Source organism: Embleya sp. NBC_00888 (genome assembly GCF_045207655.1).
Lineage (GTDB): Bacteria > Actinomycetota > Actinomycetes > Streptomycetales > Streptomycetaceae > Embleya.
This window is the reverse complement of record NZ_CP108784.1, coordinates 3,897,376-3,911,168: the sequence shown is the minus strand read 5'-3', so window position 1 is coordinate 3,911,168 and position 13,793 is coordinate 3,897,376. Positions and strand designations below refer to the sequence as shown.

General features: G+C 70.2%; 11 protein-coding genes. 9 read left to right on the top strand and 2 right to left on the bottom strand.

The genetic code is table 11. From position 1 onward, the window contains the following. The first annotated feature begins 144 nt into the window (after positions 1–144). Together OG948_RS16155 and OG948_RS16150 are read left to right on the top strand one after the other, a co-directional pair. Positions 145–1,287, top strand: a complete 1,143-nt coding sequence (locus OG948_RS16155; protein WP_406297236.1) for an acyl-CoA dehydrogenase family protein — start codon at positions 145–147, stop codon at positions 1,285–1,287. A gap of 13 nt (positions 1,288–1,300) precedes the next feature. Further along, complete coding sequence (locus OG948_RS16150) at positions 1,301–2,329, top strand: acyl-CoA dehydrogenase family protein (protein ID WP_406297235.1); 1,029 nt, start codon at positions 1,301–1,303, stop codon at positions 2,327–2,329. 168 nt (positions 2,330–2,497) lie between these two features. On the opposite strand, the gene OG948_RS16145 is transcribed toward OG948_RS16150, so the two are convergent. Then, positions 2,498–3,274 carry an enoyl-CoA hydratase/isomerase family protein gene (locus tag OG948_RS16145; RefSeq protein WP_395867002.1) on the bottom strand — a complete coding sequence of 259 codons (777 nt, stop codon included), beginning with the start codon at positions 3,272–3,274 and terminating at the stop codon, positions 2,498–2,500. A gap of 135 nt (positions 3,275–3,409) precedes the next feature. On the opposite strand from OG948_RS16145, the gene OG948_RS16140 reads away from it, so the two are divergent. Then, positions 3,410–5,041 (top strand): FadD3 family acyl-CoA ligase, encoded by a 1,632-nt coding sequence (locus OG948_RS16140; RefSeq protein WP_406297234.1) that lies wholly within the window; start codon positions 3,410–3,412, stop codon positions 5,039–5,041. Between the two features lie 406 nt (positions 5,042–5,447). Here OG948_RS16140 and OG948_RS16135 read toward each other — a convergent pair whose 3' ends face one another. Continuing rightward, positions 5,448–6,287 (bottom strand): enoyl-CoA hydratase/isomerase family protein, encoded by an 840-nt coding sequence (locus tag OG948_RS16135; RefSeq protein ID WP_406297233.1) that lies wholly within the window; start codon positions 6,285–6,287, stop codon positions 5,448–5,450. A gap of 117 nt (positions 6,288–6,404) precedes the next feature. Here OG948_RS16135 and OG948_RS16130 point away from each other — a divergent pair, with 117 nt between their 5' ends. The 6 genes from OG948_RS16130 (at position 6,405) to OG948_RS16105 (ending at position 13,770) form a co-directional block, all read left to right on the top strand. Next, entirely contained in the window at positions 6,405–7,352 is a 948-nt protein-coding gene (locus tag OG948_RS16130) for a TIGR03619 family F420-dependent LLM class oxidoreductase (protein ID WP_395867007.1), read from the top strand. 86 nt (positions 7,353–7,438) lie between these two features. Continuing rightward, a complete protein-coding gene (locus OG948_RS16125) occupies positions 7,439–8,227 on the top strand; it encodes a glucose 1-dehydrogenase (RefSeq protein ID WP_406297231.1) in 789 nt (262 codons plus the stop codon). A gap of 164 nt (positions 8,228–8,391) precedes the next feature. Next, positions 8,392–10,167, top strand: coding sequence for an amidohydrolase family protein (locus tag OG948_RS16120; protein ID WP_406300270.1), 1,776 nt, complete (start codon positions 8,392–8,394; stop codon positions 10,165–10,167). 174 nt (positions 10,168–10,341) lie between these two features. After that, positions 10,342–10,557: a type II toxin-antitoxin system VapB family antitoxin gene (locus tag OG948_RS16115; RefSeq protein WP_406297230.1), complete on the top strand. Its 216-nt coding sequence runs from the start codon at positions 10,342–10,344 to the stop codon at positions 10,555–10,557. After that, the gene (locus OG948_RS16110; protein ID WP_406297228.1) at positions 10,554–10,973 is read left to right on the top strand and encodes a PIN domain nuclease; all 420 of its coding nucleotides are present in this window, start codon (positions 10,554–10,556) and stop codon (positions 10,971–10,973) included. The genes OG948_RS16115 and OG948_RS16110 overlap by 4 nt, the downstream gene beginning before the upstream one ends. Before the next feature lie 202 nt (positions 10,974–11,175). Continuing rightward, positions 11,176–13,770: a bifunctional FO biosynthesis protein CofGH gene (locus OG948_RS16105; RefSeq protein ID WP_406297226.1), complete on the top strand. Its 2,595-nt coding sequence runs from the start codon at positions 11,176–11,178 to the stop codon at positions 13,768–13,770. Positions 13,771–13,793 lie beyond the last annotated feature (23 nt).

Sequence of the window (13,793 nt, the reverse complement as noted above, 5' to 3'; positions counted from 1 at the left end):
CCGCGTGTCCGATCGCACGCCGCTTACGGTGTCGCCACACCGCGTGCAACAGCTAACCTGACGACCCGTCAGTTATGCTACCCGTGTCCGACCGGGTTTCGACCTGTGTGTCCTCGGTCTCACACCCGTCGAGGGAGTCGCCCAGTGGATCTCGAATTCACCGAGCAGGAGCAGGAGTTCCGCCGGGAGGTGCGCGCTTGGCTGGCCGCCAACGTGCCCGCCGAGCCACTGCCGTCGATGGACACGCGGGAGGGCTTCACGGCCCACCAGGCGTGGGAGCGCAAGCTCTTCGACGCGCGCTGGGCGGTGGTGTCCTGGCCGAGGGAGTACGGCGGGCGCGAGGCCGGCCTGACCGAATGGCTGATCTTCGAGGAGGAGTACTACCGCGCGGGTGCCCCTGGCCGGGTCAGCCAGAACGGCATCTTCCTGTTCGCGCCGACCGTCTTCGAGTTCGGCAGCAAGGAGCAGCAGGACCGCTACCTGCCGAAGATGGCCTCCGGTGAGGAGATCTGGGTCCAGGGCTGGTCCGAGCCGGAGGCCGGCTCCGACCTGGCCAACGTGCGCTCGCGCGCCGATCGGGACGACGAGCGCGGCGGGTGGCTGCTGAACGGGCAGAAGATCTGGAGCTCGCGGGGCACCTACGGACACCGCCTGTTCGGCCTGTTCCGCACCGATCCGGACGCGCAGCGCCACCGCGGCCTGACCTACTTCATGGTCGACCTCGCCGCCGAGGGCGTGACCGTGCGGCCGATCCCGCAACTGGACGGGGAGCCCGGCTTCGCCGAGGTCTTCCTGGACAACGTCTTCGTCCCCGACGCCGACGTGCTCGGCGGGGTGAACGAGGGTTGGAAGATCATGATCGCCACCACCGGCAGCGAGCGCGGGCTCAACCTGCGCAGCCCGGGCCGCTTCGTGGCACCGGCGAACCGGCTGCTGGACCTGTATCGGCGGGACCCGCGCCCGGCCGAGCGGGACGCGGTGGTGCGCGCGTGGATGGACGCCGAGGCGTACCGGCTGTTCACCTTCGGCACCGTCACCAAGCTTCAGGCGGGCGGCGCGATCGGCGCGGACTCCTCGATCAACAAGGTCTTCTGGTCCGAGATGGACGTCGAGCTGCACGCGACCGCGCTGCGCCTGCTCGGCGAGGCGGGCGAGCTGGACGACGGCGACGGCGGCTGGTTGGACGGCTTCCTGTTCGCGCTCGGCGGGCCGATCTACGCCGGCACCAACGAGATCCAGCGGAACACGATCGCCGAACGCATCCTCGGCCTGCCCCGAGCGAAGTAGAAGGATTCCGACGATGCGCCTCGCATACACCGAAGACCAGGAACTGTTCCGCGACACGGTCCGCGAATTCCTCGCCGACCGGTGCACCACCGCGCACGTACGCGCCGCGTGGGACGCCGACAGCGCGATCTCCGAGCGCTGGGCCGAACTCGCCAAGGTCGGCGTGACCGGCATCGTGGTCCCCGAGGAGTACGACGGCCTGGGCATGGGCGACGAGGAACTCGCCGCCGTGCTGGTCGAGACCGGCTACGCGGCGCTGCCCGAACCGCTGCTCGAATCGGCGGTCGCGGTCGGCCTGCTCGCCGAGTTCGCCCCCGACGCCGGATGGTTGGCGAAGATCGCGGCCGGGCAAGCCACCGCGTCGGTGCTGCTGCCGGGGCAGCGGCTCGCGGTCGAGGCCGCGGCGGCCGACCTGCTGGTGATCGGGCTGGACAACGGCGAGCTGCACGTGGTCGAGCCGGGCGACTGCGAGCTCACCGCACAACGCTCGGTCGACCGCAGCCGCAAGCTGCACACCGTCGGTTTCCGGCCGACCGACCAGACCCTGGTGGCCTCCGGTGCCCACCGGGCGCTGGCCCGTGCGGCGAACCGCGGTGCGCTCGGCGCGGCGGCACAACTGCTCGGCCTGACTCGACGGATGCTGGACATGACGGTGGACTACGCCAAGCAGCGGGTCCAGCGCGGCGTGCTGATCGGCACCCACCAGTCGGTCCAGCACCACTTGGCCAACGTGCTGATCAGGCTGGAGTTCGCCCGTCCGGTGGTACTGCGCGCGGCCTACTCGCTCGCCCGCGACCTGCCCTCGGCGGACCGCGACGTGTCGATGGCGAAGATCTACGCGAGCGAGGCGGCCGACCTCGCGGCCCGCAACTGCCTCCAGGTGCACGGCGCGATCGGCTACACCGAGGAGCACGATCTCCAGCTCTTCATGAAGCGCGCGTGGGCGCTGGGCAGCGCGTGGGGCGACACGGGCGCACACCGCGACCGGGTCGCGACGGACCTGCTGGGGGCGTCGCCGGCCCCGACCACGCCCACCTTCTGAGCCGCACGGTTTTCCGACCTGCGGCCTTCCGGTCCCACGGCCTTCCGGTCCCCGGCCTTACGAGCACCACGGCCCTTCGAGCCCCACAGCCCGACGACGCAACAGGGCGGCCGTCGTCCGGCCGAGCCCCCGATCCGCGCGAGCGGGTCGGGGGGCCTCGGCGCGCCCTCAGCGGATCCGGTACTCCTTGCTGCGGGTCTGGAACAGGCCGGCCTGCTCGGACCAGTCCAGGTTGCCCAGTTCGATCATGTGCGGGGCCATGGTGAGCGCCTGTGCGCGGGTCAGGTCGCGGGCGGCCCAGATCGAGCGGACCGATCCCTGTACGCCGTGCGGCGGGTAGGAGGCGATCGTCTCGGCGGCCCAGCGCGCGGTGTCCAGGAGTTCGGCGGCGGGCACCACCTGCGACACCAGCCCCGTCTCGTAGGCGCGCTTGGCGCTCATCCGCTCCGCGTTGCCCAGCAGGGTGAGCCGCATGACCTCGCCCAGTGGCATGCGCTGGGCCAGGTGCATCGACTCGAATCCGGACACCATGCCGTACGTGGTGTGCGGGTCGAAGAAGGTCGCCTCCTCCGCCGCGATCACGAACTCGCACTCGCCGAGCAGGTAGAACGCGCCGCCGCAGGCCATCCCGTTGACCGCGATGATGACCGGCTTCCACAGGTCGGAGAACTTCGGCCCGATCCGGAGCATCGGGTCGTCCATCATGTACGGCGACGACGGCTGCGGGATGTCCACGCCCCGATCGATGCCGGTACAGAACGCCTTGTCGCCCGCGCCGGTGAGCACCACGCAGCGCACGTCGTCGTCGTGGCGCAGCTCACGCCACACGGTGTGCAGCTCGTCGATCATCGTGACGTCGAACGCGTTGTGCCGGTCCGGGCGGTTCAACGTCACCCACGCGACGCCGTTCTCCTGCTCGTAGCCCAGCGTCTCGAACTTGCGCATGCCTCAGCCCTCAATCATCGGTGACCACCACGTCGCGGTGGTCTGCGTCTCGATCGCCGTGATGCCGCTTCCCTCGCCGCCATGATCTGACGTACCGTCAGGTTCAATCAACCTCTGGCCTCACCGGGAGCGATCATGCAAGGGGACCTTGAGTGGGGGAGCATCCCTGCCCTCGTGGACAGCGCGGCGGACCGTTTCGGTGACCGTGAGGCCGTGGTGGACGGCAATGTACGGGTCGGCTACGGCGAACTGCGGGACCGCGTCCGGCGTGCCGCGGCGGCGGTCGTCGCGGCGGGCGTGGACAAGGGCGACCGGGTCGGCATCTGGGCGCCGAACTCGCTGGAGTGGATCGTGTCCGCGCTCGGCGCGTTGACCGCGGGCGCGGTCGTGGTGCCGATGAACACCCGGTACAAGGGCGCCGAGGCCAGGTTCGTGCTGGCCAGGACGCATGCCAGGCTGCTGTTCGTATCGGGCACCTTCCTCGGCTCGTCCTATGTCGGGATGCTCCGGCGGGCGGCCGGCGGCGCGGCGGAGGGCCGGGCCTTCGCGGACCTGCCCGAGCTGGGCCGGGTGGTCGTGCTCGCGGACACCGCGCCGGACGACTGCGTCGCGTGGGCGGACTTCCTGGCCGGCGGCGAGCGGATCACCGCCGCCGAGGTGGACGCCCGCAAGGCGAGCGTCGGCGCGGACGACATCGGCGACATCATCTTCACCTCCGGCACCACCGGCCGGCCCAAGGGTGTGATGACCACCCATGCGCAGACGCTGCGGGTGTTCGACACGTGGGCGTCGGTGGTCGGTGTCACCGAGGGCGACCGGTACCTCATCGTCAGCCCGTTCTTCCACACCTTCGGGTACAAGGCCGGGATCGTCGCGAGCCTGATCAAGGGTGCCACGATGATCCCGCAGGCGGTCTTCGACGCGGACGCCGCGATGACGGTGATCCAGCAGGAGAGGGTCACCGTGCTGCCGGGCGCGCCGACGATCTACACGTCGCTCCTGGACGCGGTGGCGCGCGAGGGGACGGGCGGGTACGACCTGTCCTCGCTGCGTCTGGCGGTCACCGGCGCGGCGGCGGTGCCGCTGTCCCTGGTCACCCGGATGGCCGAGGAACTGGGCTTCGACTCGGTGCTCACCGCGTACGGGCTGACCGAGTCGTGCGGTACGGCCACCATGTGCCGGCAGGGCGACTCGGCCGAGGTCGTCTCGTCCACGTCCGGCCGGGCGATTCCCGGGGTCGAGGTGGTCACCGTGGACGCGGACGGGAAGCCGACCGCCGTCGGCGAGTCCGGCGAGGTGTGGGTGCGCGGTTACAACGTGATGAAGGGCTATTTCGAGGACCCGGAGGAGACCGCCGAGGCGATCGACGCGGACGGCTGGCTGCACACGGGCGACGTGGGCGTGTTGGACGTGCACGGCAACCTGCGGATCACCGACCGGATCAAGGACATGTTCATCGTCGGCGGCTTCAACGCCTACCCGGCGGAGATCGAGTCGGTGCTCGCGGGGCATCCGGCGATCTCGGAGGCCGCGGTGGTGGGTGTTCCGGACGCGCGGATGGGTGAGGTGGGCAAGGCGTACCTGCTGCTGCGGCCGGGGGCGGAGGTCACGGCCGAGGAGATCATCGCGTTCTGCCGGCAGGAGATGGCGAACTACAAGGTGCCTCGGGCGGTCGAGTTCGTCACCGAGTTGCCGCGGAATCCGGGCGGGAAGGTGTTGAAGTTCGAGCTTCGGGCGCGGGCTGCGGAGGAGGCGGTTCGCCGCTGACGCGGGGGCGGGGTTTGGCCTCATGTGCCGGCCGGGCTGCTTGGCCTCATGCGCCGGCCGGGCTGGGGTGGCCTGGCCTTTGGCCGAGGTGGCCTCAAGCGCCGGCCGGGCTGCTTGGCCTCAAACGCCGGCCGGGCTGCTTGGCCTCATGCGCCGGCCGGGCTATTTGGCCTCAAACGCCGGCCGGGCTGGTTGGGTTGGCTGAGTTGGTCGCGCTGAGTTGGGCGGGCCGCATGCGCCGGCGGTCCTGGTCGGGCCGACTTGGTCACGCCTAATTGCGTCGGCCGAGTCGGTCAGATCGAATTGCGCCGGGCGAGTTGGGCGGTCGAGTTGACCGGGTCGAGTCGGTCGCGCTGCGTTGGGTGGGTTGCTTGGGTTGGGGGCCGGCCGGGCTTTTGGGTGGGTTTTACTTGCCTTCGAATTCGGCTGGTTTGCGGGCCGCCTTGGCTGCGTAGCCGGCTACCGAGTCTTCGGAGACCAGGGTCAGGGCCGCGGACATGGCGGTGAGGCCCAGGGCCGCGTCGAGGTTGGCGTCGGCGAAGGTGTCGATGCTGCGTTTGATGCCCTGGACGGCCAGGGGGGCGTTGGCGGCTATCTCTTCGGCCAGGGCGCGGGCGGTGTGGTCCAGGTCTGCCACCGGGACCACCTCCTGGACCAGGTTCAGGCGTTCGGCCAGGGCGGCGTCGATGCGGCGGCCGGTCAGGGACAGGAGTTTGGCCCAGCCGGCGCCCGCCTCGCGGGCGATGCGGATGTCGCCGCCCGCGTCCACCGCGACACCGATCTGCGCCTCGGGCAGCGCGAACCTGGCGTCGTCGGCCGCGATCCGGATGTCCGCCATCAGCGCGAGTTCGAAGCCGAAGCCCAGGCAGTAGCCCTGGACGGCGGCGATCACCGGCTGCGGCAGCCGGGCGAAGGCGCGGAAGCGCTCGTGCACCCAGCGCAGGCCCTCGTAGTAGTTGCGGGTGCGTTCCGCGCCGGAGCGGCCGGTGATCGCACCGCCCGGCGCGGTCACGTCGATGCCCGCGCAGAACGCGCGCCCCTCGGCTCGGAGCAACACCACACGGACCCGTTCGTCGAAGCGGATCCGGTCGGCCATGATGCCCAACTGTCGGGTCGCCTCCCAGCTCCACGCGTTGAGCTTGTCCGGTCGACACAACGTGAGCACCGCGATGCCGGTGTCCTCCTCGACGTCGAGCCGCATCCGCGCCTCGGCCTCGTCGATGCTCGGGTCGGTGGTGTTGATCACGGTCCGGTTCCTCCAGGAGCGGTACTTCGGCCTTGTCTGACGACCCGTTAGATCGGAGTATGTGACACGCGTTCGCCACAGTCCAACGATCTCCCTCGATCCCTCGGAGGCACTTTCATGGCCGCGATCCTGCCCCCGGGCACCCTGCACGTCGGCATGCAGCTGCCCATCCAGTCGCAGAGCAAGCTGTACGCGGAGGCCTGGGAGGAGACCTCGGGGCCGGACGAGCTGGGTGAGATCGCACAGGCCTGCGACCGGGCCGGCTTCGCGTACATCGCGGTCTGCGACCACACCGCGATCCCGCGCAGCCACGCCGGCGCGATGGGCACCGAGTGGTGGGACACGATGACCACGCTGGGCTGGCTCGCGGGCATCACCGAGCGGATCCGGCTGATCAGTCACGTGTCGGTTCTCGCCTACCGGCACCCGATGATGTCCGCCAAGGCGTTCGCGACGCTGGACCGGATCTCCAAGGGCCGCGCGATCGTCGGCGCGGGTGCCGGACACGTCGAGGCCGAGTTCGAGATGCTCGGGGTGGACTTCAAGACCCGGGGCAAGGCGCTCAACGAGGCACTGGAACTGCTCGACCTCGCGCTGCGGGACGAGTACGTGACCTTCTCGGGCGAGCGCTGGCAGGTCAGCGACATGGGCGCGCTGCCGCGTCCGGTGCAGACCCCGCGTCCGCCGATCTGGATCGGCGGCTCGGCCGGCGCCGCGCTCAAGCGGGTGGCCAAGTACGGCGACGGCTGGCTGCCGCAGGGCAGCCCACGCGCGACGTACCCCGATCAGCTGGCCGAACTTCGGCGCTACCAGGAGGAGTTCGGCCGCGCGGACGAGCGACTGGACATCGGCGCGATCACCGAGCTCCTCTACGTGGGCGAGGCCGGCTGGGACGTCGGCGCGAACACCCTCACCGGCAGCCCGGACAAGCTCGCCGAGTCGCTGCGCTGGTACGGCGAGCAGGGCGCGAACCAGATCCAGGTGCGCTTCCGCAGCCGCGACCTGGCCGAGCTGCTCGACCAGATCGCCCGGTTCGCCGCCGAGGTCGCGCCGCACCTGTCCTGACCCCGCGCGGCCGCCTCGTCCCGCCGGCCCGACGCTCTGATGCGCTGACGTTCCATCAGTCTCGGTTCTCCGAAAGGAAGTTCGGTATGGGCAAGCTGGACGGCAGGGTGGTCCTGATCACCGGCGCGGCGCGCGGGCAGGGCGTGGTGGAGGCCCGCCTGTTCGCGGCCGAGGGCGCGCGGGTCGTACTCGCCGACATCCTCGACGAAGCGGGCGAGGCGGCGGCGAAGGAGATTGGCGACGCGGCCCGCTACGTACACCTGGACGTGTCGGACGAGGACGACTGGCAGCGTGCGGTGCACATCGCGGTCGACACCTTCGGCAGGCTCGACGGGCTGGTCAACAACGCCGGGATCCTGGCCTTCGACCCGATCGAGGAGATGTCCCGGGCGGCATACCTGCGGATCGTCGAGGTGAACCAGCTCGGCACGTTCCTGGGCATGAAGACCGCGCTCCCGGCGATCCGCGCGACGGACGGTCCGGGCACGATCGTGAACATCGCGTCCTATGCCGGGCTGGCCGGCATGGAGGGGCTGGTCGCGTACGCCTCCACCAAGGGCGCGGTGCTCGCGATGACCCGGGTGGCCGCGCTGGAGGCCGGACCGCGGATCCGGGTGAACGCGATCTGTCCGGGCGGCGTGCGTACGCCGATGACCAATCCGGCCGACATCGAGGGCCTGACCGTACCGACCCCGGCGCCGGGCGAGCCGGACCCGGTGAGTGAGGTGTTCGGCGGCATACCTCTGGCCCGGATCGGCGAGCCGGACGAGATCGCCTCCGCCGCGCTGTTCCTGACGAGCGCCGACAGCTCGTACATGACGGGCACCCACATCGTGGTCGACGGCGGGTGGATGGCGGGCGTGAAGCTCTTCTGAGCGGTTGCGGGTGGCCGTCGCGAGCCGTGCGGATCCGCCGGCAGGATATGCCGCTGTGGCATGACTGTGGTGAGCCCCGTCTCATCCCGCGCCGGCCCCTGGCGACCTCGTATATCTGACGTACCATCAGTTTCGTGGGTGGGCGGGGTCGGGTATGCGCGGGCATGCGACCGGCCGCGTTCGCGGGCAACACCGAGGGCAGAAGGAGCTTCGCCATGCTGGACCACGTCATCACCGGAGCCACCGTCGTCGACGGGACGGGCGCGCCGTCCTTCCTCGGTGACGTGGGCATCAGGGACGGACGGATCGTCGCGGTCACCCCCGCCGGCGGCATAACCGAAGAGGCCGCGAGTACCGAGAACGCCGAGGGTCTGATCCTGGCTCCCGGGTTCGTCGACCCGCACACCCACTACGACGCCCAACTGCACTGGGACCCGTACGCCACGCCCTCGGTCAACCACGGCGTGACCACGATCATCGGCGGCAACTGCGGCTTCACGCTCGCGCCGCTCAAGGCCGAGGACGCCGACTACACCCGTCGGATGATGGCCAAGGTCGAGGGCATGGCGCTGCCCGCGCTGGAGAACGGCGTGGACTGGAGCTGGGAGACCTTCGCCCAGTACCTGGACAAGCTGGAGGGCCGGATCGCGGTGAACGCCGGCTTCATGGCCGGGCACTGCGCGATCCGCCGCTACGTGATGGGCGCCGACTCGGTCGGCAAGGAGGCCACGCCCGAGCAGGTCGCGGCGATGGTGATCGAGCTGGGCAAGGCGATGGAGGCCGGCGCGCTCGGCTTCTCCACCGGCCAGTCCAACCACACCGACGGCGACGGCAACCCGGTTCCCTCGCGGGCCGCGACGCCGGCCGAGATCCTGGCGCTGTGCGAGGAGGTCGGCAAGCACGAGGGCACCCAGCTCGAGGTCATCGTCGCCGGCTGTCTGGACAAGTTCTCGGATGAGGAAATCGACCTGCTGGTCAAGATGACCACCACGGCCGGCCGGCCGATGAACTGGAACGTGCTCACCGTCGACGCCGCCGCGCCCGACCGCGCGCCGCGCCAGATCTACGCGTCGGAGAAGGCCAAGGAGGCCGGCGGGCGGATCGTCATCCTGACCATGCCGGTCCTGGTCCCGATGAACATGTCCTTCCTGACCTACTGCGCGCTCAACCTGATCCCGGGCTGGGGCCCGATCCTGTCCCTGCCGGTGCCCGAGCGGATCGCCAAGCTGCGCGACGCCGAGGTGCGCGCGGAGATGCTGCGCAACGCGGACAGCCCCGAGGCGGGCGTCTTCCGCCGGCTCGCCGACTTCGGCCGCTACGTGATCGGCGACACCTACTCCGAGGCGAACGAGGGTCTGTCCGGCCGGGTGGTCGCGGACATCGCCAAGGAGCGCGGCCAGGACGACTTCTGGACGCTCGTCGAGATCTGCATCAACGACGACCTGCGCACGGTGTTGTGGCCGATGCCCACCGACAACGACCAGGCCTCGTGGGACCTGCGGCAGCAGGTGTGGGACAACGAGCACGTGATCCTGGGCGGTTCGGACGCCGGCGCGCACCTGGACCGGATGTGCGGCGCCACCTACACCACACGCTTCCTGGGCGACATGCTGCGCGGCCGCAAGCTGGTCTCGCTGGAGCGCGCGGTGCAGATGCTCACCACCGAGCCCGCCGAGCTGTTCGGCCTCAAGGACCGGGGTCGGATCGCCGAGGGCTTCCACGCCGACCTGGTCCTGTTCGACCCGGCCACCGTCGGCTCCGGCCCGGCCCGGCTGATGCACGACCTGCCCGGTGACAGCCCCCGACTGACCAGCGAGTCGACCGGCGTGGTCAGCGTCCGGGTCAACGGCGTGGAGACCATCCGCGACGGCGAGACCACCGGCGCCGCCAACGGCACACTGCTGCGCTCCGGCAAGGACACGGTCACCGTCTCGGTCTGACCGCACCAGGAAACTCGGCGGCGTACGGGGGTCCTCCCGTACGCCGCCGCTCCATGTCCGGGCCGGATCGTGCAGGGCGGGTCGGGCGGTTCTCGTTCGAGTGATCCGTTGGGGATGCCGGGCGAATCGCCCGGCCGCCGCCTACGATCTATACGACACGTACTGGAGGCATATATGACCAACACCGTGATCGACATAGACGATGAAGCGTTGGCCGAAGCCATGGTCCTGCTCGGCACCAAGACCAAGAAGGACACGGTGAACACGGCACTGCGCGAGGTCGCGATGCGCCGGCGTCGTCGTCAGGCGATGGGCGACATGCAGCGGTCGGCCGCCGAGGGCGGGATCGATCTGGAATTCCTGAGCGACAAGAGGAACTACCGCAGTTGATCGTTGCCGATTATCTGATCGATACGAGTGCCGTGTGGCGCTTGTTGCGGGACACCGATCTGGTGCTGCCCTGGCACGCTTCGATCGAAGCGGGATTGGTCGGTATCTGCACGATCACGGAATTGGAGGTCCTTCGTAGTGCCCGGAGCCCGAGTGAGGCCGCCGACTGGGACGACTGGCTCGGCCACGCCTATCTGCCCTACGAAACGGACGAGCGCGACATCCGCCGAGCGCGGACGGTCCAGCAGAGGCTGATGCACACCGGCTCCCATCGAGCCCCGGGGCCCAGCGATCTGATCATCGCAGCCACCGCCGAGCGCCACCGCTTGGCCCTGCTGCACGACGACAACGACTTCGAGGCGATTGCCAAGGTCACCGGGCAGCCACTGGCTCGGGTGACCGGCTCGTTGCCGTAGGGATGCCCGGGGTTCGTCGACGCCCGCGGACCGCACGTGACGTGCGACACGAGTCCCGATGCCCTCGATCGAGCGCGCCTACGCTTGGTCTGTTCGGGGGGCGGCGTCGCGTCGGCTCCCGTTTGTCGGCCGGTCGGAACGTACGTGGTGCGGTCGGCCCGCCGATCCGGCCCGAGCAACAGCGACGACAGCGAGGTGTCGCATGACCCCGACCCCCAACGAGGGACGTCCCACCGAGAGTTCGATGCGGCGCGCGCTGCGACGAGCCCGAGACGGGGTCATGCTCGACGTCTCGGAAGCGGCCGTGCTCCTGCACGCGCGCGACGCGGACCTGGCGGACCTGAGCCGGTCGGCCGCGCGCGTGCGCGATGCCGGGCTGGAGGCGGTGGGCCGTAGCGGGATGATCACCTACAGCCGAAAAGTGTTCATCCCGCTGACCCGGTTGTGCCGGGACCGCTGCAACTACTGCACCTTCGTCACCGTCCCCGGCAAGCTTCGGCGCGAGGGCCACGGGATGTTCCTCAGCCCCGACGAGGTGCTCAAGATCGCCCGTGAGGGGGCCGCGCTCGGCTGCAAGGAAGCGCTGTTCACACTGGGGGACCGGCCCGAGGACCGCTGGCCCGAGGCGCGCGAGTGGCTGGACGCGCACGGGTACGACGACACGCTCTCGTACGTGCGGGCGATGTCGGTGCGGGTGTTGGAGGAGACCGGCCTGCTGCCGCACCTCAACCCCGGCGTGCTCTCCTGGACCGACTTCCAGCGACTCAAGCCGGTCAGCGCGTCGATGGGGATGATGCTGGAGACCACCGCGACCCGACTGTGGTCCGAGCCCGGCGGCCCGCATCACGGCTCGCCGGACAAGGAGCCGGCCGTACGCCTGCGGGTGCTGGAGGACGCCGGGCGCTCGAACGTCCCGTTCACCACCGGTCTGCTGATCGGCATCGGCGAGAACATGACCGAGCGGGCCGAGTCGATCTTCGCGATGCGCAAGGTCGCCCGGCAGTACGGCTCGATCCAGGAGATCATCCTGCAGAACTTCCGCGCCAAGCCGGACACCGCGATGCGCTCGACGCCGGACGCCGACCTGGTCGAGTTGGCCGCCGCGATCGCCGTCTCCCGGCTCGTGCTCGGGCCCAAGGTCCGGGTACAGGCCCCGCCGAACCTGATCGGCGACCAATACGCGCTGATGATCGCCGCCGGCATCGACGACTGGGGCGGCGTATCGCCGCTCACCCCCGACCACGTCAACCCCGAACTCGCCTGGCCGCAGATCGAGTTCCTCGCCGAGCGGACCGCCGAGGCGGGTTTTGTGCTGCGCGAGCGGCTCAACGTCTACCCCGAGGTGATCCTGCGCGGTGAGCCGTGGGTGGACCCCCGGGTGTTGCCGCACGTGCGCGCGCTGTCCGACCCGGAGACCGGGCTCGCGATCGAGGGCAAGTGCCCGGAGGGCCTGCCGTGGCAGGAACCCGAGGACATCTTCGCCGCCGCGTCCGGCCGGACCGACCTGCACGTGAGCATCGACACCGTCGGCCGCACCAGCGACCGCCGCGACGACTTCGACAACGTGTACGGCGACTGGGAGTCGCTGCGCGAACAGGTCGCCGACGCCGCCACGGGATCGGTGGTCCGGCTGGACGCGGAGGTCCGGGCGGCGCTCGCCCAGGCCGCCGCCGACCCGACCCGGCTGACCGACGACCAGGCCCTCGCGCTGTTCCACTGCGACGGCGTCGCGATGGACGAACTCGGCCGGATCGCTGACGACTTGCGGCGCGAGGTGAACGGCGACGAGATCACCTACATCGTCAACCGGAACATCAACTTCACCAACGTCTGCTACACCGGCTGCCGATTCTGCGCGTTCGCCCAGCGACGCACCGACGCGGACGCGTACACCCTCTCCCTGGACCAGGTGGGCGAGCGGGCCGAACAGGCGTGGGCGGTCGGCGCGACCGAGGTCTGCATGCAGGGCGGCATCCACCCGGACCTGCCCGGCACCGCCTACTTCGACATCGCGCGCGAGGTCAAGAAGCGCGTGCCGGGCATGCACGTGCACGCGTTCTCGCCGATGGAGGTGGCCAACGGCGCGACCCGCACCGGGATGTCCATCCGGGACTGGCTGACCGCCGCCAAGGAGGCGGGCCTGGACACCATCCCCGGCACCGCCGCCGAGATCCTCGACGACGACGTGCGCTGGATCCTGACCAAGGGCAAGCTGCCCGCCGCGACCTGGGTCGAGGTGGTCAAGACCGCACACGAGCTGGGCATCCGCAGCTCGTCGACGATGATGTACGGCCACGTGGACACCCCCTCGCACTGGCTGGGCCACCTGCGCCTGCTCGGCCGGATCCAGGACGAGACGGGCGGCTTCACCGAGTTCGTCACGCTGCCGTTCGTGCACACCAACGCGCCGGTCTACCTGGCCGGCATCGCCCGCCCGGGCCCGACCCTGCGGGACAACCGCGCCGTGCACGCGATGGCCCGGATCCTGCTGCACGGCAAGATCGACAACATCCAGACGAGCTGGGTCAAGCTCGGCGTCGAGGGCACCAACCTGATGCTCGAAGGTGGCGCGAACGACATGGGCGGCACGCTCATGGAGGAGACCATCTCCCGGATGGCGGGCGCCGACAACGGCTCCAAGAAGTCCATCGCCGAACTCGAGGCGATGGCCGCCTCCCTGGGCCGCCGAGCCCGCCAGCGCACCACCACCTACGGCGAGGTGAGCCCCGAGCGCCAGGAAGTGGCCCGCCGCCACGACGCCGACGTCGAACGCATCATGCTCCCGATCCTGGGCTGATCCGGCCGACGCGTGGACCGACG

Coding starts and splice junctions, on each gene's coding strand:
- OG948_RS16150 (WP_406297235.1), top strand. CDS start 1,301: ATGCGCCTCGCATACACCGAAGACCAGGAACTGTTCCGCGACACGGTC.
- OG948_RS16145 (WP_395867002.1), bottom strand. CDS start 3,274: ATGCGCAAGTTCGAGACGCTGGGCTACGAGCAGGAGAACGGCGTCGCG.
- OG948_RS16140 (WP_406297234.1), top strand. CDS start 3,410: ATGCAAGGGGACCTTGAGTGGGGGAGCATCCCTGCCCTCGTGGACAGC.
- OG948_RS16130 (WP_395867007.1), top strand. CDS start 6,405: ATGGCCGCGATCCTGCCCCCGGGCACCCTGCACGTCGGCATGCAGCTG.
- OG948_RS16125 (WP_406297231.1), top strand. CDS start 7,439: ATGGGCAAGCTGGACGGCAGGGTGGTCCTGATCACCGGCGCGGCGCGC.
- OG948_RS16120 (WP_406300270.1), top strand. CDS start 8,392: ATGCGACCGGCCGCGTTCGCGGGCAACACCGAGGGCAGAAGGAGCTTC.
- OG948_RS16115 (WP_406297230.1), top strand. CDS start 10,342: ATGACCAACACCGTGATCGACATAGACGATGAAGCGTTGGCCGAAGCC.
- OG948_RS16105 (WP_406297226.1), top strand. CDS start 11,176: ATGACCCCGACCCCCAACGAGGGACGTCCCACCGAGAGTTCGATGCGG.